23 protein-coding genes are annotated in these 24,565 nt (G+C 44.1%); 8 read left to right on the top strand and 15 right to left on the bottom strand.

The genetic code is table 11. The features are described 5' to 3' along the window. The first annotated feature begins 28 nt into the window (after window positions 1–28). Genes KP77_RS03160 through KP77_RS03150 form a run of 3 tightly spaced genes read left to right on the top strand, consistent with a single transcriptional unit; the run spans window position 29 to window position 2,409 of the window. Window positions 29–1,441, top strand: a complete 1,413-nt coding sequence (locus KP77_RS03160) for an MBL fold metallo-hydrolase (protein ID WP_041121294.1) — start codon at window positions 29–31, stop codon at window positions 1,439–1,441. 18 nt (window positions 1,442–1,459) lie between these two features. Beyond that, a complete protein-coding gene (locus KP77_RS03155) occupies window positions 1,460–1,807 on the top strand; it encodes a rhodanese-like domain-containing protein (protein ID WP_041121293.1) in 348 nt (115 codons plus the stop codon). 20 nt (window positions 1,808–1,827) lie between these two features. After that, complete coding sequence (locus tag KP77_RS03150) at window positions 1,828–2,409, top strand: sulfurtransferase TusA family protein (RefSeq protein WP_041121292.1); 582 nt, start codon at window positions 1,828–1,830, stop codon at window positions 2,407–2,409. A gap of 255 nt (window positions 2,410–2,664) precedes the next feature. Here the strand turns inward: KP77_RS03150 and KP77_RS03145 are convergent, their stop codons facing one another. After that, complete coding sequence (locus KP77_RS03145) at window positions 2,665–3,303, bottom strand: DUF4166 domain-containing protein (RefSeq protein ID WP_041121291.1); 639 nt, start codon at window positions 3,301–3,303, stop codon at window positions 2,665–2,667. 153 nt (window positions 3,304–3,456) lie between these two features. Further along, window positions 3,457–4,509: a ribosome small subunit-dependent GTPase A gene (gene rsgA, locus KP77_RS03140; protein ID WP_041121290.1), complete on the bottom strand. Its 1,053-nt coding sequence runs from the start codon at window positions 4,507–4,509 to the stop codon at window positions 3,457–3,459. A gap of 477 nt (window positions 4,510–4,986) precedes the next feature. Here rsgA and KP77_RS03135 point away from each other — a divergent pair, with 477 nt between their 5' ends. Beyond that, window positions 4,987–5,496: a DNA topology modulation protein gene (locus KP77_RS03135; protein ID WP_041121289.1), complete on the top strand. Its 510-nt coding sequence runs from the start codon at window positions 4,987–4,989 to the stop codon at window positions 5,494–5,496. Here the strand turns inward: KP77_RS03135 and KP77_RS03130 are convergent. Continuing rightward, window positions 5,474–6,082 carry a class I SAM-dependent methyltransferase gene (locus KP77_RS03130; protein WP_041121288.1) on the bottom strand — a complete coding sequence of 203 codons (609 nt, stop codon included), beginning with the start codon at window positions 6,080–6,082 and terminating at the stop codon, window positions 5,474–5,476. The genes KP77_RS03135 and KP77_RS03130 overlap by 23 nt on opposite strands. A 149-nt stretch (window positions 6,083–6,231) precedes the next feature. Here KP77_RS03130 and KP77_RS03125 point away from each other — a divergent pair, with 149 nt between their 5' ends. Continuing rightward, on the top strand, window positions 6,232–7,788 hold the full coding sequence (locus KP77_RS03125) for a BCCT family transporter (protein ID WP_041121287.1): 1,557 nt from the start codon (window positions 6,232–6,234) through the stop codon (window positions 7,786–7,788). A 47-nt stretch (window positions 7,789–7,835) separates the two neighbouring features. Here the strand turns inward: KP77_RS03125 and KP77_RS03120 are convergent, their stop codons facing one another. The 6 genes from KP77_RS03120 to KP77_RS03095 all read right to left on the bottom strand — a co-directional run bounded on the left by KP77_RS03120 (window position 7,836) and on the right by KP77_RS03095 (window position 15,088). Then, complete coding sequence (locus KP77_RS03120) at window positions 7,836–8,315, bottom strand: hypothetical protein (RefSeq protein WP_041121286.1); 480 nt, start codon at window positions 8,313–8,315, stop codon at window positions 7,836–7,838. Window positions 8,316–8,674: 359 nt separating this feature from the next. Further along, entirely contained in the window at window positions 8,675–10,174 is a 1,500-nt protein-coding gene (locus KP77_RS03115; protein ID WP_041121285.1) for a phytoene desaturase family protein, read from the bottom strand. 18 nt (window positions 10,175–10,192) lie between these two features. Next, a complete protein-coding gene (locus KP77_RS03110; RefSeq protein ID WP_041121284.1) occupies window positions 10,193–10,747 on the bottom strand; it encodes a methyltransferase family protein in 555 nt (184 codons plus the stop codon). Between the two features lie 262 nt (window positions 10,748–11,009). Next, entirely contained in the window at window positions 11,010–12,467 is a 1,458-nt protein-coding gene (locus KP77_RS03105) for a carbon starvation CstA family protein (RefSeq protein ID WP_041121283.1), read from the bottom strand. Between the two features lie 138 nt (window positions 12,468–12,605). Further along, window positions 12,606–13,325 carry a LytR/AlgR family response regulator transcription factor gene (locus KP77_RS03100; protein WP_041121282.1) on the bottom strand — a complete coding sequence of 240 codons (720 nt, stop codon included), beginning with the start codon at window positions 13,323–13,325 and terminating at the stop codon, window positions 12,606–12,608. A 2-nt stretch (window positions 13,326–13,327) separates the two neighbouring features. Further along, on the bottom strand, window positions 13,328–15,088 hold the full coding sequence (locus KP77_RS03095; protein ID WP_041121281.1) for a sensor histidine kinase: 1,761 nt from the start codon (window positions 15,086–15,088) through the stop codon (window positions 13,328–13,330). A gap of 103 nt (window positions 15,089–15,191) precedes the next feature. Between KP77_RS03095 and KP77_RS03090 the strand changes: the two genes are divergently transcribed. The 3 genes from KP77_RS03090 to mscL all read left to right on the top strand — a co-directional run bounded on the left by KP77_RS03090 (window position 15,192) and on the right by mscL (window position 17,064). Then, a complete protein-coding gene (locus KP77_RS03090; RefSeq protein WP_041121280.1) occupies window positions 15,192–15,536 on the top strand; it encodes a CHY zinc finger protein in 345 nt (114 codons plus the stop codon). Between the two features lie 67 nt (window positions 15,537–15,603). Continuing rightward, window positions 15,604–16,398, top strand: a complete 795-nt coding sequence (locus tag KP77_RS03085; RefSeq protein ID WP_041121279.1) for an alpha/beta fold hydrolase — start codon at window positions 15,604–15,606, stop codon at window positions 16,396–16,398. Between the two features lie 282 nt (window positions 16,399–16,680). After that, a complete protein-coding gene (mscL, locus tag KP77_RS03080; protein WP_041121278.1) occupies window positions 16,681–17,064 on the top strand; it encodes a large conductance mechanosensitive channel protein MscL in 384 nt (127 codons plus the stop codon). A 35-nt stretch (window positions 17,065–17,099) separates the two neighbouring features. Here mscL and KP77_RS03075 read toward each other — a convergent pair whose 3' ends face one another. The 6 genes from KP77_RS03075 to KP77_RS03050 form a co-directional block, all read right to left on the bottom strand. Continuing rightward, a complete protein-coding gene (locus tag KP77_RS03075) occupies window positions 17,100–17,996 on the bottom strand; it encodes an ABC transporter permease (protein WP_041121277.1) in 897 nt (298 codons plus the stop codon). A gap of 31 nt (window positions 17,997–18,027) precedes the next feature. Continuing rightward, on the bottom strand, window positions 18,028–19,032 hold the full coding sequence (locus tag KP77_RS03070; RefSeq protein ID WP_041121276.1) for an ABC transporter permease: 1,005 nt from the start codon (window positions 19,030–19,032) through the stop codon (window positions 18,028–18,030). A gap of 480 nt (window positions 19,033–19,512) precedes the next feature. Then, a complete protein-coding gene (locus KP77_RS03065) occupies window positions 19,513–21,159 on the bottom strand; it encodes an ABC transporter substrate-binding protein (protein ID WP_041121275.1) in 1,647 nt (548 codons plus the stop codon). Beyond that, on the bottom strand, window positions 21,152–22,180 hold the full coding sequence (locus KP77_RS03060; protein WP_041121274.1) for an ABC transporter ATP-binding protein: 1,029 nt from the start codon (window positions 22,178–22,180) through the stop codon (window positions 21,152–21,154). The genes KP77_RS03065 and KP77_RS03060 overlap by 8 nt, the downstream gene beginning before the upstream one ends. Beyond that, on the bottom strand, window positions 22,152–23,171 hold the full coding sequence (locus KP77_RS03055) for an ABC transporter ATP-binding protein (protein WP_041121273.1): 1,020 nt from the start codon (window positions 23,169–23,171) through the stop codon (window positions 22,152–22,154). The genes KP77_RS03060 and KP77_RS03055 overlap by 29 nt, the downstream gene beginning before the upstream one ends. A 383-nt stretch (window positions 23,172–23,554) precedes the next feature. Next, entirely contained in the window at window positions 23,555–24,490 is a 936-nt protein-coding gene (locus tag KP77_RS03050) for a DUF1002 domain-containing protein (RefSeq protein ID WP_407637910.1), read from the bottom strand. Between the last annotated feature and the right edge of the window lie 75 nt (window positions 24,491–24,565).

Below are 24,565 nucleotides of genomic sequence, written 5' to 3'. Positions count from 1 at the left end.
GTGAAACGATCAAGGAGGAGTTTAACCAATGTTATTCCGTTCTTATTTTGATGACAAATTAGCTCAATATTCATATCTTGTAGGATGCCAGCGTACAGGCGAAGCAATTCTGATTGACCCGCCGCGTAACGTGGAGCCTATTTTAGCGGATGCGAAGAAAGAAGGATTACATGTATCTACTGCTACTGAAACACACATTCATGCAGACTTTGTTTCCGGCGCACGTCAGCTTGGTGAAAAGCACGGCGTAACACTTTACCTTTCAGATGAAGGTGATAACGACTGGAAATATCAATATACAGACAATCTTGATGTACAGCCTTTAACTGATGGTGATGAATTCAAGATCGGAAATATTAAATTTGAAGTGATGCATACACCTGGTCATACCCCTGAGAGTATCTCATTTGTATTGACTGACCTGGGTGGCGGCGCTGATAAGCCAATGGGTATCTTCACTGGAGACTTTGTATTCGTGGGTGATATCGGACGTCCTGACCTTTTAGAAAAAGCGGCAGGTGCTGAAGGCACAGCGCAGTCAGGTGCTAAGGATATGTTCAAATCACTTCAGCGCTTCAAAGAACTTCCGGATCACATGATGGTATGGCCTGGTCATGGTGCAGGCAGTGCGTGTGGTAAGTCACTCGGGGCAGTGCCACAATCCACTGTAGGCTATGAAAAACTATTTAACTGGGCATTGAATGAAAATGATGAGCAGAAGTTCATTGATGAGCTGTTGAAGGATCAGCCTGAAGCACCTAAGTATTTTGCTCAGATGAAAAAAGTGAATAAGCTTGGACCGGCCATTGTTGAAAATCCTTCTGCTGAATGGTTTGAACATGCTGAAGACGTAGTTGAATTCAGTAAGCAGGATGGCAATATTCTGATTGATACACGCATTTCTAAAGAAGCTGAAAAAGGCCTTGTACCAGGTTCAATCAATATTCCATTTGGCAAAATGCTGCCGAACTGGGCTGGCTGGCTTGTAGATTATGATGAAAATATTGCACTGATTGTTGAGAAGGATCAGGCTGAAGAAGCAATGAAAATTCTGCGTTCTATTCATTTAGATAATGTAGTAAAACTTGCAGAGCCATCACTGATTGAATCTGTTGCGACTGAAACTTACAGGACTGTTGACACAGAAGCTTTTGCCAAGCTGAAAGATCAGACCGACTATCAGGTCATTGATGTGCGTAATGATTCAGAGTGGAACAGTGGACGTGTTGAAGGAACTGAACACAAAATGCTTGGACACCTCCGTTCTGAAGGAAAAGAACTTAATAAGAATAAGCCTGTATTGATCCACTGTCAGTCAGGGGCACGTTCTTCGATTGCTGCAAGTGTAATGCTTGCGCTCGGCTTTGACGATGTGACGCACCTTAGCGGTGGATTCAACGCATGGTCGAACAACCGTCCTAAAGAAGTCGTAACCAACTAAGAAAGGGGCGGACTTAAAATGGAATGGATTTTAATTGGTGCAGTGGTGCTCTTCTTCGTCTGGCGTATGATGCCAGCGAAGGGTGTGCGCACCATTTCACCTGATGAATTAAAGAATATGAAAAAGACAAAGGATTCCCAGTGGATTGATGTCAGAACACCTGGAGAATTCAAGGCACGTAATATGAGAGGGTTTGACAATATACCGCTTGGCAGCCTGCCGAATCAGACTGCCAGCCTGGATCCTGAAAAAGAAACAATCGTTCTGTGCCAAAGCGGAATGCGCAGTGCACAGGCAGCCAAAATTTTAAAGAAAAAAGGGTTTAAAAACGTTGCGAATGTCCGCGGCGGAATGAACCAACTTTAACCAAGGAGTGTTTACATTTTATGCATGCAGATCACAAGCTAGATGCTAAAGGCATGGCATGTCCAATGCCAATCGTACGTACGAAGAAATCAATGGCGAACCTTCAGGAAGGTGAAGTGCTTGAAATCACGACAACTGATAAGGGTTCACTTGCAGATATGAAAGCATGGTGCAAATCAACAGGTAATGAATACCTGTCAGGCACTGAAGAAGGAAACGTGCAGATCCACTATATTAAGCGTGTTGAAAAGAAGCAGTATGTACCGAAAACAGAACTGAAATCTATTTCAAATGAAGAGCTTGAAGCAATTATTGCTGAAAAGCCTGCTGTTATTCTTGATGTGCGTGAGCCTGAAGAGTACGCCGGCGGCCACATCCCGGGTGCGCATTCTGTCCCCCTTGCCCAGGTTGAGAATTATATTGCAGCACTTCCTGAAGAAGAAACAGTCTACGTGCTGTGCAAGTCAGGTAAACGTTCTCAGGCAGCCTGCGACAATATCAGAGCGAATGGCCGCGAGAATCTGATCCGCGTAACGCCTGGTATGAGTGAGTGGAACGGTCCGGTTACCACTTCTCTTGTTGCTGCTGCAGGTACGAGATAAATTGATATAGTGAAACCCGGGGAGCGGATGCTTTCCGGGTTTTTTGGTTGTTCGGTGAGAAAATTCGCGGTGGTTGCTTCATGAAATAATATGGGGTGTTCATGACATTAGATGGTATGTTCATGAAATAACCACGATGGTTCAGAAAATATCGCTCACCATTCATGAAATTTCAGCCCATGTTCATGAAATTGTGTATAAAGACCTACCTCGCTCCTCCACAGCTTATCCACATAAAAACGCCGGAAAGCTCAATCACTTTCCGGCTTTTTTATGTGGGAAGGTCATTTCTACTGACCCTTTATAAGATAAAATCGTGCCAAAGAGCGGTTGATAGATGTGAATATGAACATCAAACATCTCTGTTTTCGCATTATATTCTTCAAGTACAGTCGCCCTGACGCCAAGGATCCTTGGAATCTTCATATACTTTTTACCGATATGCAGGGTCATATCACGCGAGGTCAGCAGCATGCCTCCTGTACGGGTCGCATTCAGATTGAGCGGCAGCCGTGCAATTCCCCACAGATCTGTAAAGTTGTCGACCGTATTCGGCTGCTCCCCTTCTTTCATCTTATCGTAGAAGCATCTGACTGCATCAGGGAACGTAAAGCTCCGTCTCCAGGACATCGCTTCACGTCCATGTCTGTCACGGTAACCGGCGTTTTCCATATAAAAAGGAATCTCATCACCACGTTCCGGAAATGCAAAATTCATTTTCACGCCCAGATGTGACACTTTGCGGACAAGCCTGGAGCCGCCTTTTATCTCATGCATCGTTCCTTTAGTAATAACTTTATATTCAGATGAACTGTGTAAAGCATACTTTTTTTGCAGCTGCGGGTGGAGCTTTGTGAATTCTTCTCCCATTGTTTTTTGGAACATTGACTTCATTTGCTCGCGCCTCCTTAGAGCTTGCATGATAGCTCTATTATATCACGATCGTTTTCTAAGTCCTCTATGGATAGGTCGTGCGAAGCGACTGCACGCAAAACAATGAACACAGGAAAAGCCGGGACACAGCTGCCCGGCTTCAACTTACGAATATTACTTATAGTGGGATTTCTGAAGCTGTGAGATCTTTTTCCACTTCTTCTTTTCTAACAGCTGTTCACGCATGTCAGTTTTTCTTTCAATATATGCAAGTTCCTTTTGCAGCTTCACGTAGCTGTGATAGCGTTCCTGTTCGAGTTCCCCGTCTTCTATCGCCTGACGGATCGCACAGCCAGGTTCTGTTTCATGCTGGCAGTCTCTGAACTGACAGTGCTCTGCAAGTGCTTCCACATCCTGAAAACCGTGGGTGATTCTGCTGTCAGATTCCCATAATTGAAGCTCTCTCATTCCCGGTGTATCAATGATCACGCCTTTGTCGGGCAGCATGATCAGCTCTCTGTGAGTCGTTGTGTGCTTTCCTTTGCTGTCGTCTTCACGAATATCATTGACCAGCATTTTGTTTTCACCAATCAGTGCATTGATAATGGAAGACTTTCCTACTCCTGATGAGCCCATGACAGCGACTGTCATTCCTTCATCAATGTGACTATTTAATTCATCAAGCCCGGTACCATTGTAAGCACTTGTCACAAGCACAGGTACCCCCATTGCAGCTGAGGCTGCTTCTTCTGCTTTTTCATCACTATTGTCGCAGAGATCTGCTTTTGAAAGCACTACAACCGGATTCGCACCGCTCTCCCATGCTGCAATCAGATAGCGTTCAAGTCTTCTCAGGTTAAAGTCATGATTCAGTGACATAACAAGAAATGCGATATCAATATTTGCAGCAACGATTTGTTCATTCGTCAAATCCCCGGCTGCTTTTCTTGAAAATTTCGATGTCCTTTCAAGTATCCGCTGAATCATGGCGTGCCCTTCTCCTGAAGGCGTTGAGACCATGACCCAGTCACCGACTGCCGGAAAGTCTTCTCTTACAGTGGCCTGATGACGGAACTTCCCTGTTACTTCTGCTAGATAAATTGATGTGTCTGTCTGTATTTTATAAAGGTTTTTATATTCTGTGATGATTCTTGCAGGTGTGAGGTCAGATGAGCCTGCCTTCTCCTGCCAGTCGTTATTCCATCCAAGTTTCGTTAATGTATTCAATGTTGTTTCCTCCTGTTTTCAAATAGATAGCTCCGTGAAAGTTGGCTGATGATTTCCGCTTCAGGGGGACGCTTTCCGCGGACGAACGCTCAAGCCTCCTCGGGCAGAAGACCACTGCCCTGCGGGGTCTTTCCCGATCGTTTTTCCGCAGGAGTCGCCCCCTTACGCTTCAATCATCAGCTGCGCATTATCAACTATTCGCTTTTCCAAGGCTAAATAAAAAAAGCCCGCTGATTTGTGTGTGTACACAAACCCGCGGACTTCTGGTGTTGAAAACAGAAAGATCCTATCCTTTAGATGGACGCCTCTAAATGGGCATACGGGTTGTGTACAATTGAAACAATGATCTTCTCTGTATAGTTTCTCATCGCACATCACACCCTTTCCATTTACTTCTTGTTCATTATAAATGAAAGCGTTATGATTGACTAGCGATTTTTATAAATATTTTCATTTTTTTGAATTGGAGGTTTACATATGAAAAAAATACTTGTCATTGGGTCGGGTGGTGCAGGTAAATCGACGTTTTCAAGACAGCTTGGGAAAAAGCTCACTCTACCGGTCTTTCATTTGGATACACTGTTTTGGAAACCAGGGTGGGTCCAATCCGATAAAAGTGCTTTTCGTACAGAAATTGAAGAATTAATGGAAGAAGATCGATGGATTATGGATGGAAACTTCGGAGGTACTTTAGATAGCCGGCTACAGCAGGGTGACACAGTCATATTTCTTCACTATTCAAGGTGGGTTTGCCTGAGGAGAACTATTAAGCGGCGGATGATGTACCACGGAAAAAGCCGTCCGGATATGACGGAAGGCTGTAAGGAAAAGCTGGATCTGGATTTTTTGAAGTGGATCTATTTTTATAACGACCGGCACGCCTCTCAGGTCATAGAAAAGCTGCGCAGCTCACAGATTGAAAACATTGTAATATTAAAATCACCTGCAGCTGCTGAAAAATGGCTCAGGAGCTTCTCTTCTCTTTAAACCCTACTGCCGTGACGGCCATATGCGGCCAGAAGTAACGGTAAGTCAGCGTAATATGGGCAAATCCTGCTTTTTCAAGCCGATGGTAGAGATCGTTTCCTAGCATTCTGGTCAGGTTCGGGCTTGCATTGTCTTCCCTCGGTTGGACGGTGATGACAATTCGTCCATCTGATTTCAGTGAGCTGTGTAATCGTTCAAGTGCCTGATCGGGCTCACCCCATATCGGAAAATTATTGACTGAAAGAATTTTATCATAATAATTTTCAGGCAGATGTATGTGTTCTGCCTTCCCCTGCATGATTCTCACGCGTCCGCTTTCGATCATCGTTGCTAGCCTTTTTTCCGCACTCTCAGCCATTGAGGCAGAGGCATCAAGTCCATCTACGGTAACACCTTTTTTCAATAACTTCTCAATACATGCACCGGAGCCAAAACCGATTTCAAGGACATGTTCTCCCGGATGAAGATCCAGACAACCGGATGCCCAGCGGTTGAGTTTTCTATTCTCTTTTGACATGATGAAACCAGCCACTTTTCCTGCTTTTCCCTCCGGGTGGCTGAACTGCTTAAAAAATGGAACTGACATTTTCCGCACCTGCCTCATTTGTTTAGTATAAATACTTTATACTGAATAACATCCTTTTAAACTTCTCAATAAGCTGTTTAGTCATTTTACATATAGGGAATTAAGCACTAAGGTGGTGCAAATAACTAGATAATCAGAAAGGAGACGTTATGAACAAAGAGAAAAAACCGCTTGGAAGGGTATTTTACATATCCGCTGCAATCATTGCCGCACTTGTGCTGATTGGAGCATTCTTACCTAACCAGTTTGCTGCAGGTGCGAATGCTGCGTTCGGATTCACAACCCAATCGTTTGGGTGGCTTTATCTATTAGCTGTATTCTTCTTTGTATTATTCTTAATATTTATCGCACTAAGCAGGTATGGTCGGGTAAGGCTTGGTGGGGATGATGAACGTCCTGACTATCCGGTTTTCACCTGGATCGGGATGTTATTCTCAGCAGGATTTGGTGTAAGTCTTGTATTCTGGGGAATCGCAGAGCCAATGAGTCATTTTTACACTTCACCGGAAGCCGGAGTTGAACCTTTAACTGAAGAAGGTGCAAGACTTTCAATGGCCTATTCGTTTTTCCACTGGGGAGTCAGTCAGTGGGCAACGTTTGCCATTGTCGGGTTGATCATTGCATACTTCCAGTTCCGCAGAAAGACAAATGGTTTAATTTCAACCAGTCTCTCACCAATGATTAAAGAAGGAAAGATGAAGCAGCCAATTAATCAGACGATTGATATTCTGGCAGTTATTGCAACTGTTATGGGGGTTGCAACATCTCTTGGACTTGGAATCTTACAAATCAACGGCGGTCTGAACAGTGTGTTGAATATCCCAAACAACGCATTTGTACAGGTGATGATCACTTTAGTATTAACTGCCCTGTTCCTGCTTTCAACAACTACCGGTATTGATAAAGGAATCAAATGGCTGAGTAATATCAACCTTGGGGCAGCACTAGTATTAATGATATTTGTATTCTTTGTTGGTCCAACTGTTTTTATTCTGGAAACATTCGTACTGGGGCTTGGAGATTACATTACAAACTTTGTGCGTTACAGCCTGCGTTTGCAGCCATACGTTGAAGGGACATGGGTGCGTGACTGGACGATTTTCTACTGGGCATGGGCAATTGCCTGGTCACCGTTTGTCGGCGCATTTATTGCACGTGTATCAAGAGGACGTACAATCCGTGAATTCGTTGTCGGGGTTTTGATTGTTCCTCCTGCAATTGCAATACTCTGGATTGCTGTATTTGGTGGTACTGCACTGCACCTTGATTTATTCCAGGGAGCATCTATTGCTGAAGCTGTTAATAACGACATAACGAGTGCACTGTTCTCAACATTTGATCAATTACCACTGTCAACTGTATTATCAGTGCTTTCGATTCTGCTGATTTTAACATTTCTTATCACTTCAGCAGACTCAGCCACTTACATTATCAGCAGTATGACAACAAATGGCGGACTGAATCCACCGCTAGTTGTGCGTATCGTATGGGGCGTGCTGCTTGGTTCGATCGCAGCTGTACTGCTTGTAGCCAGCGGACTTGATGGCTTACAGACGGCCTCACTCGTATCTGCACTGCCATTTACAATTATCTTAATCTTAATGATATTTACTCTGTTTAATTTACTGCGAAAAGAATTTCCGCGGCCAAAATTAAAAACAGCTAAACAATTGAAAGCGGAAAGAAAAGCGAACGAAAAGAAATAACACAAAAACTGCCGGGAGGTGATCCCGGCAGTTTTTATTGCTGTTACCTACTCTTCATTTTCTTTCATTTCTGCGAGAATGCGTGCCTGCTCCATCTCAATCTCTCTTTCAATGGATGAAGGTACATCCCCATGGGGCATACGCCATCTGACATGCCAGGGGAATAATTCCTTCATACTGTCCACATACAGTTCACCCTCCTCGGGTACTTCATGGCCCACTACTTTTCCGTTCTCTAACAGCAGTTTGACGGCAAGCGATGCGCTTGATCCTGTCTCATTTTCTGCTGCCAGAAACTCATCAAAGGCATACCAGATATATAGCTCATTTTCATTTCCACCATATACTTTAAAAGAATCCGTTACTTCCCCCTGATTATTTGTATAAGCTACTTCTCTTTCCAGATAGTCAGATGCACTGGCGCCGTTGTATGCAGGCACTGAGACCATCAGATTCACAGTCATAATGGTAGTTGTTGTGAGCGCAATAACGATTAAACCGTTTTTTGCAGATTTTTTTAATTTCATCGTCAGTCCATCCCCTGCATTCTTTTTCTTTTAAGCTCTGTAACAGGTGGCTGTTGATTTCCGCTTCAGGGGGAACGCTTTCCGCATGAGCCGTCTTTTGGCTCCGGTTCAATCGGACCTCCTCAGCGCGGGGCGCTTGCGGGGTCTCACCTGTCACGCTGCTCCTGCTGGAGTCGTCCCCCTTCAGCTGCAATCACCAGCTGTGCTAAAACAACATTGGGCTAATATAGCCTTCTGTTATATTCTGCAGATTATTGGAAATTCCTGTTTACAATGCAATTAATTTTACTGCATATAAAAAAACTGTACGTCACGTCAATAATTACTGACATGCCGTACAGTACCTGATGATCATTTATTTATGATGGCTGCTTTTGTGTTTCGTGTTCTTTGATCAGGTCTGCTGTCAGCTGGCCTGAGAGCGTAACCATTGGAACCCCTCCGCCAGGATGAGTTGAACCGCCTACGAAGTACAGGTTATCGTAGAGTTCACTCTTCGCAGGAATTTTAAATCCGCCATTTTTTTTCTTATCTGAAGCGACGCCATAGATTGAACCGCCATTTGGTCCATATAGCTCTTCAAGGTCTTCCGGTGTGAAGCGGTATTCAAATTCAATTGAATCTCTCAGCCCCTTCATTCCGTTACGTTCAAGCTTATCAAGCACAAGCTCGCGGTACTCTGCCCAATCATACTTACCGTGGTCCCCTTCTTTTAGAGGTGGCACGTGAGTCAGGACAAACAGATTGTCTTTGCCTTTTGGTGCCTGCGTCTCATCAGATCGTGCTGAGATGCCAATATAGACTGTCGGATCATCTGATGGAATACCTTTTTCAAAAATATCATGGAACTCTTTCTCCGGATTTTCTGAGAAGAAGAAGTTATGGTGCTTCAGATCTTCAAATTGACGGTCAACTCCAAGCAGAAGGACAAGCCCTGATACACTCGGTACAAACTTTTTGTTCAGCTTCTTCGCTTCTTTTTTGCCTTCTTTATGAGGAACTAGGCTGCGGTAGGCAGGGATCGCTTCAAGGTTTGATACAACAATATCTGCTTCGTGCAGTGTACCGTCTGCTGTGCGGATACCCTTTACTTCTTTCCCTTCAATCACAAGGTGATCAACTGGCGTATTCAGCTGAATATCCACGCGCAGTTCATTCAGCAGCTTTTTCATTCCTTCAGCGATGTTATACATTCCGCCTTTTACATAATGAATGCCAAGACCAAGCTGCACATAGATCAGCTGATTTAAAATGGCAGGTGCCTGATACGGGTTTGAGCCGACGTACATGACAAAGAAATTAAACATCTGTTCAAGGTACTTGTTGTTCAGACGCTTCTTCGTCCCATCAGCCACTGTACTTAATGGATCCATGGCCATCAGTTCTTTCAGCGTGTGATGCTGCTTCAGATCTTTCAGGTCGGCAAGGCTGTATTTGTAGAAGCTCTTCATACAGAGCTCGTACATATTTTCAGCATAGTGAATCAGTTCTGTCAGCTTTGCAGAAGTGTCACCTGATACCTTTTTCATTTCTTCAAGCATATCCGGCAGATCACTTGTGACATCAATTTTTGTCCCATCTTCGAAGAAAGTGCGCCACTGCGGCTCTACTCTTTCAATCGTTATGTAATCTTCAACGCGTCTGTGTACACTTGAGAACAGCTGCTCAAGTACCCATGGCATTGTCAGGATAGATGGACCTGTATCAAAACTGAATCCTTTACCTTCTCTTTTATTCAACTTACCGCCAACATTGCTGTTCTTTTCAATAATCTTCACATCATATCCGTCTCCTGCAAGGCGGATTGCTGCTGACATTCCTGCCAGTCCAGCTCCAACTACGATTGCTTTTTTCTTCATACTCCCACTCCCTTTTTATCAGTATATAAATGGAATCAGCCTGTATCTGTGCTTCATCCACTGTTCATATTCCGGGCCGAACTTTGATATAAGCAGCTTTTCTTCATAACGGATTCTGATTAACAGTGTAAAGGTTAGAGCTACTGCGCCAAGTACTGTTGCAATGATGCTTGTAAAGAAAAGCGTCATCCCTGTACCAATAAAAAAAAGACCTGTATATAGCGGGTGACGCAGCTTACGGTAAGGACCTGTACTGACAATCTGATCCCCTTCTCTCACCGTTACATGCCGGGTGAACTGGGCTTTCAGATGAAGAATTCCCCAGTACCTTAAAAACACACCCAGCGTGAAAAGAAGTAAGCCAATCCATACCAGCGCTTCACCTGCTGCAGTCTCTCTCATTTCCTGAAGCACAAGAGACAGCAGAATCATCGCTAACAGACTCAACAGAATATAATAAAACGACTTCTGTTCCAAAGGGTCTCCCTCGCCGGTCCCACGATTACGGAAGAATATAAATTCCCCAATCCATGCAATACTGACTACGATAAATATCCATTCAGCTACAGACATTGGCTGCTCCTTCCGCTTTCTTTAAATATATAGAATTTTCAGACTTAAAACAATGAATAAGAAGCGCGTATAATGCTGTTATTTCCTAATTGAAGCGCAAAAAAACCTTCTTATGTTAAAAAGAAGGTTTTCTTAAATATATTTATTAATGTTGACTGCTGAGTTGAGCTTCAGGGAAAATCTGCACAGTGTCCCCGGTCAGGATTTCGGGTCACATCGGCCAATCTACCGGTCATATCCGCCAGGACCCGTGTTCTACAAATCAAGCAGAGCGATCGAGTTCCTCGTCTACCACAATCGGACGCAGACCTGAGTCGCTTGCGGCAAGACGTGCTTTGACTGTGTAGAAGAATGCGGCAATTGATGCAGCTGTGATTAGCGCAGCTCCTGCATAAGCAACTTCAATCGGCAATCTGAACCCAATCTCTGCATTCAGGATATAAGTGAATGTTGCCATCGTAATAAATGCGGCCGGGACTGCTGCAATCCAGAAATTTTTACGCTGGAGTGCAAGATACATCGCACCGACCCATAAAGCGATCATAGCCGTTGACTGATTCGCCCAGGAGAAGTATCTCCAAAGCAGATTGAAGTCTACCTGTGTCAGCACAACTGAGATCACAAACAGCGGCAGTGCAATCCAGAGACGGTTTGAAATTCTCTTTTGACCCACTTTAATATAGTCAGCAATAATCATACGTGCACTTCTGAATGCAGTATCCCCTGATGTAATTGGCAGAACGATGACACCAAGAATCGCAAGTGTACCTCCAACAGCACCAAGTGTTGTAATTGACACTTCTCTTACAACCGCTGCCGGTCCGCCTGCAGCAAGTACTTCGTTCAGACCCTCTCCACTGAACAGCGCCATACCGGCTGCTGCCCAGATCATTGCAATGATCCCCTCTAAGATCATCATACCGTAGAAGATTTTTCTTCCCTGGCTTTCTTTTTGAGTCGTTCTTGAAATGATTGGTGACTGTGTTGCATGGAATCCAGATAATGCACCACATGAAATGGTCAGGAACAATAGCGGGAATACCGCCAGTCCACCCGGATGCATATTTTCAAATGTCATCTCAGGAATCGGGTGCCCCTGCACGATCAATGCACCTCCAACTCCAATTGCACTAATGACAAGCAGTGCACCGAAGATTGGATATAGACGGCCAATGACTTTATCAACTGGAAGCAGTGTTGCCACAATGTAATACAGGAATATTGCTACAACGATTGCACCCATTGTTACCCACGCAGGTGAAATATCTGCGATCAGGGCAGCAGGTGCAGTGACAAATACTGTTCCGACAAGTACAAGCAATAGAATTGAGAATGCATTCACAACATGTCTGAAGGCTTTTCCAAGGAACTTCCCTGCAAGTTCAGGAAGGTGAGCCCCTCTGTTTCTGATTGAAATCATGCCTGTTAAGTAATCATGAACGGCTCCCGCAAAAATACAGCCGAATACGATCCACAAAAATGCAACCGGACCGTATAATGCCCCCATAATTGGACCAAAAATCGGGCCGACCCCTGCGATATTCAGCAGTTGAATCATTGAATTTCTTTTTGTATCCATTGGCACGTAATCCACACCGTCAGCATTGGCATAAGCGGGCGTCATACGTTCTTCTTTCACTCCGAATACTTTCTCTACAAACTTACCATACGTAAAATACCCAACAATTAATAGAGCGATTGCGACGAGAAATGTAACCATTTATCTTTCCCCCTCATCATTTTTGTATCCGCTTTCATTTTATCTGCTCTGTTCATTTTTTGGACAAAATACGGACAACGTGATGTAAATCCGGTTTGAAAAGTAAAAATAAACGCTTGAACTGTATGAAGAAAATCTTCACAGTTCAAGCGCTTCACGTAAATCTTTTACATAATTTCTGCTGACTGGAATCAGCTTATCACTGTTTCTTACTTTCAGTTCAAATACATTGGTACTCCAGGAGACGAGTTCTTCCACTTTTTTAATGTTCACCAGATATCCTTTATGAACCCGGAAAAATGAAAATGGCTTAAGCTTGTTTTCAAGATCCTTTAAAGAGGATTTAGTTGGATACGTTCCTTTTTCACTGACCAGAAACGTATCGCGCCCTTCTCTGTATACATATAGTAATTCACCCGGCTCAAGATAAATGATCCTGTCTTCACTCTGCACTGCCAGTCTTCCGGCAGAAGGCAGCTTTACTTCTTTGGGTTGTATTCTTAATTTTAACCGCCTGATGGCCTGCTCGAGCTGTGTTTCGTCAAATGGTTTCAGCAGATAGTCGACCGCTTCCACCCTGAAGGCTTTTACAGCATAATCCGGATAAGCCGTTGCAAAAATAATGGCCGGCGGTTTTTTCATTTTCTGAAGTGCTTCAGCCAGCTCCACTCCGTTCATACCGGTCATTTCTATATCCAGAAACAGAACGTCCGGTTCTTCTGTAAGCACCATTTCCATTCCTTTTTCTGCAGACGGCGCTTCACCGATCACCATTATATCTGAATGGACTTTTAATAAATGAAGCAGTTCCTGCCTGCTGAGCGGTTCATCATCAATGATCACTGCCCGTATTTCCATGGCTACATAACTCCTTTAGCAAATTCTTCATTTGGATAGGGAACCGAGAAGCTGACGATGGTTCCCTTCTTTTCTGCTGATTGAATAGTCAGCTTTGACTGCTCACCGATGATTTTGATCAGGCGTTCATTCAGATTATATAGACCAATCCCGGTTCCTTTTTCAGATGTGACTGCACTTTCAAGGAGTGATTCGATCCGGGTTTTTTCAATTCCTTCTCCATTGTCTTCAACTTCGATTCTGATTCTGTCCCTATCTCTAAAGGCTCTTACAATCAATCTGCCTTCTTCGCTTTTCGCCTTCAGCCCGTGCTTTACTGCGTTTTCAACGAGTGGCTGCAGAGTGAGCGGCGGAACAGATGCTGACAGCGCGGCATCCTCAATTTCATAAAGGACGTCCAGGCGATCATAAAATCTGGCTTCCTCAATTGATAAATATGATTTTACATGGTCAATCTCTTCACTTAGTGTAGAGACTTTTCTTGTAGTACCTGCTAAGTTCTGTCTGAAAAACGCTGATAATGAGATCAACAGCTTTCTTGCATGGTCCGGATTTGTTCTGATCAGCGATACAATCGTGTTTAGTGCGTTAAATAAAAAGTGAGGACTGACCTGCGCCTGAAGCATCCTGATCTCAGATTCTCTCGCAAGTTCACGGTGTTTCTCCCCATCTGCAATTTCAAGCTGATGACTTAATAAAGTTGTCAGACCGTTAATCAATTCAAGCATAATAGGCGAGATCGCACGTTCTGATGAAAAGTATACTTTTAACGTGCCGATTGTCTGGTCTTTTCTTTTAAGAGGCGCAATGACAGCCGCCTGAAGCATGCAGTCAGGGTCCATGCACTGAATAGAGTCTTTACCTACTGTCACGCCCTGTCCGGATTCAATCACGTATCTTGTGGCTTCAGTCCGTATTTCTTCCCCTGCCCCGTGGTGATCCAAACCGCTGCCGATATGAGACAGAATTTTTTTACGGTCTGTAATCGCGACCGCTAAAGATGGAATTTCCTTATATAGTATCGCGCATACTTCTGCTGCAGATACAGGTGTTAACCCTTTTCTCATATGCGTAAGTGTCAAATTGGCGATCCGGAGTGCTTTCTGGGATTGAACAGCCCCCATACGCTCCTCTTCCTGAATAACGCTTTTGATAATCAGGACGAATAATGCTGTACCAATTCCATTTGCGAGGATCATTGGCAGCCCAATCTCCTCTACAAGTGCAACAGACCGTTCAAAAGGCCGTGCTACCCCCAGAATGATCAGCATTTGTACAGCCTCAGCAGAAGCGCCTACAATAAAGGCAGCCTGTGGTGAAATAATTCTGTTCTTCTTCTGCTTTTTTGAAATTATGACTGCAAGGATCCCGGCAATAATCGTGGCCACTCCGCATGCAATGCCGGTAAAGCCACCAAGCGTCATCCGGTGGATCCCGGCAATCAGCCCTGCACCGACGCCAATGCGCCAGCCTCCGAGCAGACCTGCTACAACGACGCCGAGTACTCTTGAATTCGCAATTGCTTCATCATCATTCAGCACTCTTGTCCACCGGTCCATCGAATCTTCAATCGGATTGACAATAATACCTGTATACGTGCCGATGATGCCAAAGCAGCCAAAGACAATTACCAGCAGAATCCGCTGTTTGTTATCAATTTTAGATTGTGAGTCGAACAGTCTTCTGAAAAATGGTAATCTCGTTAGCAGAAAAGCAACTGTAACGATGATACCCAGACGCTCAATCATAGCAAGTACGAGCATATGATCACCTTCTGATTTTTTGTTAACGCTATCATACACCTTTTAGGTAAAATGGAGAAGCCGGATTTTCATTATGGTAATCTGGTGTATAAGAGGTGAAAAAATGAAATCGACACAAATTATTCACGGGCATCCTGTGTACGGTGCTGTCATAGATTCTGAAACGAGATGTACCCACTATCACAGCGAAAAAGATATTATTGCAATCAAATTTTATTGCTGCGGACAATACTTCCCCTGTGTCAGCTGTCACGATGAAAATGGCTGCGGACATAGACAGGTATGGCCTGCTGAACGTTTTAGCGAAAAAGCAATTCTGTGCGGGAAATGTGGAATTGAGTTGACAATTGACGAATATTTGCAGTCAAATTCAGCATGCCCTTCATGCAATTCAGCCTTTAATCCCGGCTGCAGTCTGCACAAACACCTGTATTTTGAAACCCACTAACAGTTGATTAAGAGCTTCATAGTGTGTTTAGATAGTAGAAGAAAAAGTTTGTAAAGGAGTTGCCCCTTTGCTTCATTATCGTACGTATTTCAGACAGCAGTCCCTCCCCTGGGTGACATTCATTCACGGAGCGGGAGGCAGTTCGAGCATATGGTTCAAACAGATTAAAGAATATAGAAAACATTTTAATGTACTTGTAATCGATCTCCGCGGGCACGGCCAATCTGAGCGCGGCCGCTGGAGAAAAGGTGACACATTCAGAGAAATTGCAAAAGAAGTCATTGATGTACTTGATGCTGAAAAAATAGCTCATTCACATTTTATCGGGATCTCACTCGGGACAATTGTCGTTCAGACGATAACAAGTGAGTATACGCGGTATGTCCGCTCGCAGACACTGTGCGGCGCAATCATTCAGCTTGATATCCGCACGAAGTTTTTATTGTGGGTCGGACGTACAACAAAGCGCTTTATCCCATATATGCTGCTATACAAACTGTTTGCATGGATCATTATGCCAAACAGACGCCACGAGGAATCACGCCTTGCTTTTGTGAATTCCGCTAAGAAGATGTGTCAGAAGGAATTTATCAAATGGTTCTCGCTGACTAAAATGATTAATCCTTATCTGGCAAAGCTACAGCTTGATCATAAAGGTGTCCCTACTTTCTTTGTCATGGGACAGGAGGATTACCTTTTCAGGGCACCTGTTGAGGAGCTTATTAAGCGCGATCCATCTTTAAGTTATGTGACAATCCGTAAGTCTGGTCATGTGTGTAATATTGACCAGCCGCAGGAATTTAATGACCGCACGATTGAATATATTAAGCAACAGGAAGAGATTTTTTCTGTAACCGGCTGACTGGCAGCCGGTTTTTTCTTTGTCTATTAAGTTGTGGTCGCTGATAATACTGGCTGGTGATTTCCGCTCCAGGGGGACGCTTTTCGCATGAGCCGTCTTTTGGCTCCGTTCAATCGGCCCTCCTCAGGCTTCGCCTTGCGGGGTCTCACCTGTCCGACTTCTCCTGCTGGAGTCGCCCCCTTCTGCTCCAATCACCAGCTGCATTAAATGATAAATGGACTTTAACATAGCCAATTGCTTAGTGAATTGGTATATAATAATCAAAAAGGATGGTGGAAGAATATGCTGAAGGAATTCAGGGAGTTTGCGATGCGCGGTAACGTACTAGAGCTTGCGATTGCTGTTGTACTTGGTGCTGCATTCGGAAAAATTGTGACTGCACTTGTTGAAAATATTATTATGCCGATCGTTGGAATCATTCTTGGAGGCGTAAATTTCTCAGCACTTGCCCTGACGGTTGGAAATGCTGAAGTTACATATGGAATCTTTATTCAGGCTATTATTGACTTTATTATTGTGGCGTTTGCAATCTTCCTTTTCGTCAAACTGATCAACCGCTTTAAGCGTAAAGAAGAAGTGAAAGAGGAAGCAGCAGCACCTGTGGTTGATCCTCAGACTGAATTGCTGACTGAAATCAGAGACTTACTAAAAAAAGAGAGAGTATGAATGAAAAAATCCGCCGGGGTCTCCGGCGGATTTTTTTATGTTTTCATTTTTGGATCGAGTGCATCCCGCAACCCGTCACCCATCAGGTTAAACCCAAGAACAGCGAGCATAATCGCAAGTCCAGGGAAGAATAACGTCCATGGAGCCTGCACCAGAAGTGCTCTGGAAGCAGCTAGCATTGCGCCCCACTCAGGTTCAGGAATCTGCGCACCAAGTCCAAGGAATCCAAGCGCTGCGGCTTCAAGAATAGCTGTTGCAATCGCAAGCGAGCCCTGTACAATGATCGGCGTCATTGAGTTCGGCAGTACATGCGAAAACAGAATTCTGCTGTCGCTCATACCAATCGCTTTTGCAGCCATAATATACTCTTCTTCTTTTACACTTAATACCCGTGACCTGATCAAACGTCCAAAGTTTGGAATATTAATAATGGCAATCGCAATCAGTGCATTACGAAGTGATGGTCCAAGAATCGAAACGACCGCAATCGCCAGAAGGATACTTGGAAAAGCAAGCATGATATCGAAAATACGGGAGATAATTGTATCCACCCATTTACCGTAGTACCCTGCAATAATTCCGAGCATACTGCCGACAATGGCAGATCCGACTACAGCAAGAAACCCTACTGTTAGCGATAGTCTTGCTCCAAAGACCACACGGGAGAAAATATCCCGTCCAAAGTCATCCGTACCAAACCAGAAATCTGCTGAAGGCGGCTGAAGTCTATTCGGCAGATCCTGTTCATTTATACCCTGCGGTGCAATCAGAGGTGCAAATATTGCCACTAAAATAAAGAAGAAAACAATACTTGTTCCAACGAGTGCAATTTTATTTTTTCTGAACTTCCTCCATGCCTCTTTCCAAGGGGAAATCGTTTCTTCCTGAGGCGGCTTATTAGCCGGTTCCAGTTTTTGAGCTGGCTCACCCATTGTAAGTCACTCCTCTCTTACTTTCATGTCTTTAGTTATAACGGATCCGCGGATCAATGACTGAATACAGAATATCAACAATCAGATTGATCATGACGAAGATAAAGGCGACGATTAAAATTCCTGACTGAATAACAGGATAATCACGTGATGAAATTCCTTCATAGATGTAACGCCCAACCCCGGGAAGACCAAAGATTGTCTCAGTCAGAATTGCCCCTCCAAGTAATAGACCCGTCTGCAGACCAATGACTGTAAGAACAGGAATAATTGCATTTTTTAAAGAGTGCTTATAAACAACCCAAAACATTTTTTCACCCTTAGCACGTGCAGTACGGATATAATCAGATTTCATAACTTCAAGCATGCTTGACCGTGTCATACGGGCGATGATTGCCATCGGGATCGTTGCGAGTGCAAGTCCCGGCATGACAAGGTGTTTCAGCACATCAACAAATTGATCGAATCGCCCTTGAATCAATGTATCGATTAGATACAGATTCGTAATGGCATTAACCGGGTCACGTACATTTTCACGTCCGGTTGTCGGGAACCAGTCCCACTGAAGTGAAAATTGATACTGCATCATCAGGCCAAGCCAGAAGATCGGCATAGATACACCAACAAGTGCAAGGACCATTGCGGTGTAATCGAACCATGAGTTCTGGAACCAGGCAGAGATAATACCTGCATTTACACCCACAATAACTGCGATGACAATCGCAAAAATAGAAAGTTCAAAAGTAGTAGCCAGATAAGGCCAGATTTCTTCATTTACCGGTGTTCTTGTCCGGATTGATTCTCCCAAATCCCCAGTCAGCAGGTTCCCCAGATACTGAAAATACTGTACATACCAAGGCTCATCCAGCCCAAGTGATTCTCTGAGTGCTGCGACTGCGTCTTCAGTTGCCTGCTGTCCTAGAATTACGAGTGCAGGATCACCTGGAATCGCACGGATAATCAGGAATACGATAAAAGTCATTCCCAGCAATACAGGAATCAGCTGCAGTAATCGTCTGATAATATACTGGAGCATATTCATTCACCCCTCAAAGTTCAACATGATGTTTTTTATGTAAAACGGATTTTTGCTTTTTAAAAACCGCAGCTGGTTTCCGTGCAGGGCTTCGCTTTCCGCGGCCGGGCGGTGAGCCAGCAGGCTTCGCCATGCTCTGTCTCACCTGTCCCTTCCTGCCGCAGGAGTCTTCGCCCTGCACTCCAACCATCTGCTAAATGGTATTTATAATCTAGTTTCTTTTTTGAAGTTTCTTTGGTAAAACCATTATCGTTATTCTACAGTGGTTGATTGAAGCGTAAGGCGGCGACTCCGGGACGATAAGAGGGAAGCTGAGACTCCACAGCCGAAGGTAAGGAGGCCATATCGGACCACAAAACGGTCCAGCGTCCGGAAAGCGTCCGCCTGAAGCTTCAATCAACCGCCAATGTTTAGAACAATACCCAAAAAGAAAAGGGAAAGGCGAATGTTCACCTTCCCCCGAAAAAAGGTCTTACTGAATTATTCGAAATAAACTGTGTGTAACCAGTCAGAACCAGTCGGGTGAGGCATGAAGCCTTGAAGGTTTGCACTTCCTGCCATTAGAGGCGTAGAGTGTGCAAGCGGTACCCATGGTGCATCCTGGTGAATCAGTTCCTGAGCTTCCATATAAAGCTGGTTACGTGTATCTTCATCTGTTTCAGACTGTGCCTGAATTAACAGATCGTGTACTTCCTGATTTTCATAGTACGTGTAGTTGTTACTTCCGATGTTGTCCTGATCAAGCAGTACATAAAGGAAGTTATCAGCATCTCCGTTATCTCCAGTCCATCCAAGAAGGAATGCATCCGCTTCTCCCATACGTGCTTTTTCAAGATACGTTGCCCACTCATACGTTACGATTTCAGCATTGATGCCTACATCAGCAAGGTTACTCTGAATTGCTTCAGCTACCTTCTGGCCATCCGGCATATATGGACGTGGAACTGGCATTGCCCAAAGTTCCATATCAAATCCATCGCCAAGACCTGCTTCTTCAAGAAGTGCTTTTGCTTTTTCAGGGTCATACTCATAGCCTTCGATTTCATCGTTATAGCCGGCAATTACCGGTGGCATTGGGTTTTTCGCTACTTCTGCGCGTCCTTCGAAGAATGCATCAACAATTGCCTGACGGTCAATTGCATGGTTCATCGCCTGACGTACTTTAGGATCGTTAAATGGTTCACGTGTTGCAGTAAGACCAAGGTATCCAACGTTCATTGAAGGACGTTCGAACAACTGAAGATTTTCATCTCCTTCGATCTGTGCAGCATCACTTGGGTTGATACCGTCTGCAAGGTCAATCTCACCGCTCATCAGTGCATTCAGACGTGCTGAGTTTTCAGGAATTGAACGGAAAATAACCTGATTTACTTTTGGATATTCAGAATTCCAGTAGTCTTCGTTCTTTTCAAGAACAATACGCTCATTTCTTCTCCACTCAACAAACTTGAATGGTCCTGTACCTACAGGATTCTCAGCAAGCTCATCTTCGCTCATTTCAGCAATTGCTTTAGGTGAAACGATTGCGAATGGACTCATTGCAATGTTCTTAAGGAATGGTGCCTGTGGACGCTTCAGTTTGACTTCAACTGTTGACTCATCAACTGCTGTAACTGAGTCGATTACATGTCCTTCTTCATCACCAAATCCGCCAAACATTGACTTATAGTAATAGAATTTATCTTCTGTACCATTCGCCCAGCGGTCAAAGTTTGCTACAACCGCATCAGCATTGAAAGCTTCTCCATCATGGAAAGTCACTCCATCACGCAGCATAAACGTGTAAGTCAGACCATCTTCTGAAACTTCCCATTCTTCTGCAAGACCAGGGTTAATTTCAGTATCCTGCTCACCAAATTCAACAATTGTTTCAAAGATATTCTTTGTTACTTTGAATGATTCTCCATCTGTTACAGTAATCGGATCAAGTGCAACTGAGTCGCCACCGCGTCCAAATACCAATGTGTCCTGAGTTTCCCCATCTGTCTCTTCAGCTGCGTCACCGCCGCCGTCATTGCCTGTAGAACCGCCGTCATCCGATGAACTGTCATCGCTCGAGCAGCCAAACAGAGCTGTTGATACTGTAAGTAATAAAACAAAAAACAATAACCAAGCTTTCTTATTCATACTTTCCCTCCTCAAGTGGTTGTTTATTTTGACCCGCTGCACTGCCTTCTTCTGTATATAAATGGCAGGCAACGTAGTGTCCAGGTTCATGTTCCCTCAGTTCAGGAACTTTTTGTGAGCAGACATCCATTTTAAATGGACATCTGGTGTGGAATGCGCACCCTGATGGCGGGTTCGACGGACTCGGAATATCGCCTTCGAGTACGACTGCATCTTTTTCATACAGTGGATCCGGAATTGGAACCGCTGATAATAGTGCCTGTGTATATGGATGAAGCGGCTTGTCATACAGCTTTTCACTGTCTGTCAGCTCAGCCATCCGGCCAAGATACATCACCCCTACACGGTCACTTATATGGCGAACGACACCGAGATCATGTGCGATCACGATATACGTAAGCTGAAATTCCTTTTGCAGATCCTGCATCAGGTTCAGCACCTGAGACTGGATGGATACATCGAGCGCTGAAACCGGCTCATCTGCGATAATTAACTTAGGCTGCGTCATTAAGGCACGGGCAATCCCGATTCTCTGGCGCTGACCACCACTGAACTGGTGAGGATAACGCTTTGCGTGATAACTGCTCAGCCCCACAATTTCCAAAAGCTCGCGTACTTTTTGTTTACGCTCTTTCGGTGTGCCGATGCCATGAACCTTCATCGGCTCTTCGAGAATTTTTTCTACTGTATGACGCGGGTTTAAAGAAGCAAATGGATCCTGAAAGACCATCTGCATGTCCCTTCTCAGCTTTCTCATATCCCCTGTGCTGAGTTTTGTCACATCCTGACCTTCAAAGTACACTTTACCTTCCGTCGGTTCGATCAGTCTCAGCAGCATTCGTCCGGTCGTTGATTTTCCGCACCCGGACTCTCCTACAATCCCAAGCGTTTCGCCTTTTTTCACTTCAAAGGAAACACCTTCGACGGCTTTCACGGATCCTACTTCTTTACCGAGTATGCCGCCGCGGATCGGGAAGTGTTTTTTAAGATTTTCAACTTTTAACAGTGTTTCTGTTGTCATGTGCAGTTTCCTCCTTTTCATCAAATAGGAAACATCTTGTCGAATGTCCCTCCGCTGTCTGGTATAAAGGAGGATCTTCCTGTCTGCAGCGGTCAAAAGCGAATTCGCAGCGGTCTGCAAAACGGCATCCCTGCTTAATAGAGCCGGGCTTTGGTACATTACCCGGAATTGAATACAGACGCTGCTTTTTATAACGCATATCAGGAACTGACTGAATCAGTCCTCTCGTATATGGATGCTGCGGATCTTTAAATATCTCAACGGCAGGTCCTGTTTCTACAACTTTCCCTGCATACATAACGACAATGCGTTCACATGTTTCAGCAACGACACCCAGGTCATGGGTAATCATCATAATGGCTGTGTTCATTTTCGTATTCAGATCTTTCATCAGTTTCAGAATCTGAGCCTGAATCGTTACATCGAGTGCTGTTGTCGGTTCATCTGCAATCAGCAGTCTCGGGTTACAGACCATCGCCATCGCGATCATGACACGCTGACGCATCCCGCCCGATAATTGGTGCGGGTAGTCATTCATCAGTTCTTCAGCTCTTGGCAGGCCGACAAGTTTCAACATTTCAATCGATCGCTGCTTCGCCTGTTTTTTGTTCCCCATTTTATGTATAAGCATGGCATCCATCAGCTGGTTACCAATTGTGAATAGCGGATTCAGCGATGTCATCGGCTCCTGGAAGATCATCGCAACATCATTACCGCGAATCTGTCTCATTCTTTTTTCAGAAGCTGTTGTCAGTTCTTCACCGTTTAATTTAATTTCTCCGCCGATAATTTTGCCTGGCGGGCTTGGAATGAGTCCCATCACTGAAAGTGAAGTAACACTCTTGCCGCAACCTGACTCTCCTACGATGCCAAGTACTTCACCTTCCCGGACGTAAAAATCGATATCATCAACCGCAGGCACTTCTCCTTCATCCGTAAAGAATGAAACGCGGAGACCTTTTACATCCAGCACTTTCTCCTGTGTCTTCATTGTGATCCCCCTCAATATTGCACGTTCTTTTTATTTTTCTAATATATTTAGTTTTCTGAATTTTGATAAACCTTATTATACGATGTTACAGTAATATTTCAATAGCAATTCGTCACTTTTTTGACAAATTGAATAAATTTGCATTATCAGAGTTAGATAAACTTCATTCCTATTGATTTTATAGGAATTCTCATTAACCTTGATGTGATAAGGTTTTTAAACCTATTTTTTATAACTTTACAAGAGTGAAACATTTCACATTCCGACTTATATTTTATTTAAATAACATTATAATTATTTATCATTCAGAATATTTATTAATTTCCTGTCTATACAAAAAAAGGATAGCCTCAGTTTAAGCTGAGGCTATCCTTCAAAATATCTTATGACTCGTTAATTGGTTCTTCTTCACTTCCGCCAAACAGATTTGAAATCGCATCGATCAGCCCCTGGAAGAAATCTCTGACACTTTGCCAGAATCCTTCATCATTGACTACATCACTCAAACGATCCTGAATGGCCGTAGATAGATCATTCAATTGTTCAGAAACGTTATCAAAGTTAATATTCAGATTGCGCATCTGCTCAAACAGATCCGTTAAACGCTGTCTGTCTTCTTCACTTAAGTTAATTTCAAGGTTAGACAGCTGATCATTGATAATCTGTTCAATATCTTCACGGGTTGCAGGGTTTTGTTCAGCGATTGCCTGTTTGATTTCTGCAAGCAATTCACTCACTTTTTCCTGGTCTATCCCTTCTCCTTCAGCAAGGTCCGTGGCCAGATTCAGTTCGTCATTGGCTACTTCAAGACGGGCTGTATCAAGCTGTTCTCCGCTCACCTCATAGGCTTTATAAATGCCTGTCAGCGCAGAATGACCGCTCACTTTTACAGGAGATGCGATTTCAACAGTGGCGTTTTCAATTCCTGCTGTCAGCAAAGCATTTGCATACATCGTATCTGTTACCTGTGTGATGTTTTCCGGATTTACTCTTTCTATCACCAGACCGTGCCCCTCATCTTCGCGCGTGATTTTCGCTGAAGAATACATGCGTGCTCTACTGTCTTCCCCTTCAATATAACGGACAAGGTCCTCTCCTGTAACGACGACTTCTTCGACCGTTTCAGGGTCATTGACACCAAGCATCTCTCTTACTTCCTGCTTCTGGGCATCATCAAGATTCCCACCGAGCACAAGGATCGGCAAACCGAATCTTTCATCGATTCCTTCATCAGTATTATGGTCTGAGGCATTTGCTGTTTGAAATGCCGGAATGATTAAAGCCATTGTTAAAAGAGCTGTGAGCATACGTTTCATCATTTACATTCTCCTTTTGTTTTCGGTTAGGCAGCATTTTCCTCTGCTACTAATAGACGTACAGCATATCCAAAAGGT

Origin of the sequence: Jeotgalibacillus alimentarius, assembly GCF_000829445.1 — a bacterium.
In the GTDB taxonomy this organism is placed as follows: Bacteria; Bacillota; Bacilli; order Bacillales; family Jeotgalibacillaceae; genus Jeotgalibacillus; species Jeotgalibacillus alimentarius.
The sequence above is the reverse complement of the archived record's forward strand: the minus strand, read 5'-3'. Positions and strand labels throughout refer to the sequence as shown.

What these genes read in the sequence shown, in the direction of transcription:
- KP77_RS03160 (WP_041121294.1), top strand. Translation starts at nt 29, where the DNA reads ATGTTATTCCGTTCTTATTTTGATGACAAATTAGCTCAATATTCATAT.
- KP77_RS03155 (WP_041121293.1), top strand. Translation starts at nt 1,460, where the DNA reads ATGGAATGGATTTTAATTGGTGCAGTGGTGCTCTTCTTCGTCTGGCGT.
- KP77_RS03150 (WP_041121292.1), top strand. Translation starts at nt 1,828, where the DNA reads ATGCATGCAGATCACAAGCTAGATGCTAAAGGCATGGCATGTCCAATG.
- KP77_RS03145 (WP_041121291.1), bottom strand. Translation starts at nt 3,303, where the DNA reads ATGAAGTCAATGTTCCAAAAAACAATGGGAGAAGAATTCACAAAGCTC.
- KP77_RS03135 (WP_041121289.1), top strand. Translation starts at nt 4,987, where the DNA reads ATGAAAAAAATACTTGTCATTGGGTCGGGTGGTGCAGGTAAATCGACG.
- KP77_RS03130 (WP_041121288.1), bottom strand. Translation starts at nt 6,082, where the DNA reads ATGTCAGTTCCATTTTTTAAGCAGTTCAGCCACCCGGAGGGAAAAGCA.
- KP77_RS03125 (WP_041121287.1), top strand. Translation starts at nt 6,232, where the DNA reads ATGAACAAAGAGAAAAAACCGCTTGGAAGGGTATTTTACATATCCGCT.
- KP77_RS03120 (WP_041121286.1), bottom strand. Translation starts at nt 8,315, where the DNA reads ATGAAATTAAAAAAATCTGCAAAAAACGGTTTAATCGTTATTGCGCTC.
- KP77_RS03115 (WP_041121285.1), bottom strand. Translation starts at nt 10,174, where the DNA reads ATGAAGAAAAAAGCAATCGTAGTTGGAGCTGGACTGGCAGGAATGTCA.
- KP77_RS03110 (WP_041121284.1), bottom strand. Translation starts at nt 10,747, where the DNA reads ATGTCTGTAGCTGAATGGATATTTATCGTAGTCAGTATTGCATGGATT.
- KP77_RS03105 (WP_041121283.1), bottom strand. Translation starts at nt 12,467, where the DNA reads ATGGTTACATTTCTCGTCGCAATCGCTCTATTAATTGTTGGGTATTTT.
- KP77_RS03100 (WP_041121282.1), bottom strand. Translation starts at nt 13,325, where the DNA reads ATGGAAATACGGGCAGTGATCATTGATGATGAACCGCTCAGCAGGCAG.
- KP77_RS03095 (WP_041121281.1), bottom strand. Translation starts at nt 15,088, where the DNA reads ATGCTCGTACTTGCTATGATTGAGCGTCTGGGTATCATCGTTACAGTT.
- KP77_RS03090 (WP_041121280.1), top strand. Translation starts at nt 15,192, where the DNA reads ATGAAATCGACACAAATTATTCACGGGCATCCTGTGTACGGTGCTGTC.
- mscL (WP_041121278.1), top strand. Translation starts at nt 16,681, where the DNA reads ATGCTGAAGGAATTCAGGGAGTTTGCGATGCGCGGTAACGTACTAGAG.
- KP77_RS03075 (WP_041121277.1), bottom strand. Translation starts at nt 17,996, where the DNA reads ATGGGTGAGCCAGCTCAAAAACTGGAACCGGCTAATAAGCCGCCTCAG.
- KP77_RS03070 (WP_041121276.1), bottom strand. Translation starts at nt 19,032, where the DNA reads ATGCTCCAGTATATTATCAGACGATTACTGCAGCTGATTCCTGTATTG.
- KP77_RS03065 (WP_041121275.1), bottom strand. Translation starts at nt 21,159, where the DNA reads ATGAATAAGAAAGCTTGGTTATTGTTTTTTGTTTTATTACTTACAGTA.
- KP77_RS03060 (WP_041121274.1), bottom strand. Translation starts at nt 22,180, where the DNA reads ATGACAACAGAAACACTGTTAAAAGTTGAAAATCTTAAAAAACACTTC.
- KP77_RS03055 (WP_041121273.1), bottom strand. Translation starts at nt 23,171, where the DNA reads ATGAAGACACAGGAGAAAGTGCTGGATGTAAAAGGTCTCCGCGTTTCA.
- KP77_RS03050 (WP_407637910.1), bottom strand. Translation starts at nt 24,490, where the DNA reads ATGATGAAACGTATGCTCACAGCTCTTTTAACAATGGCTTTAATCATT.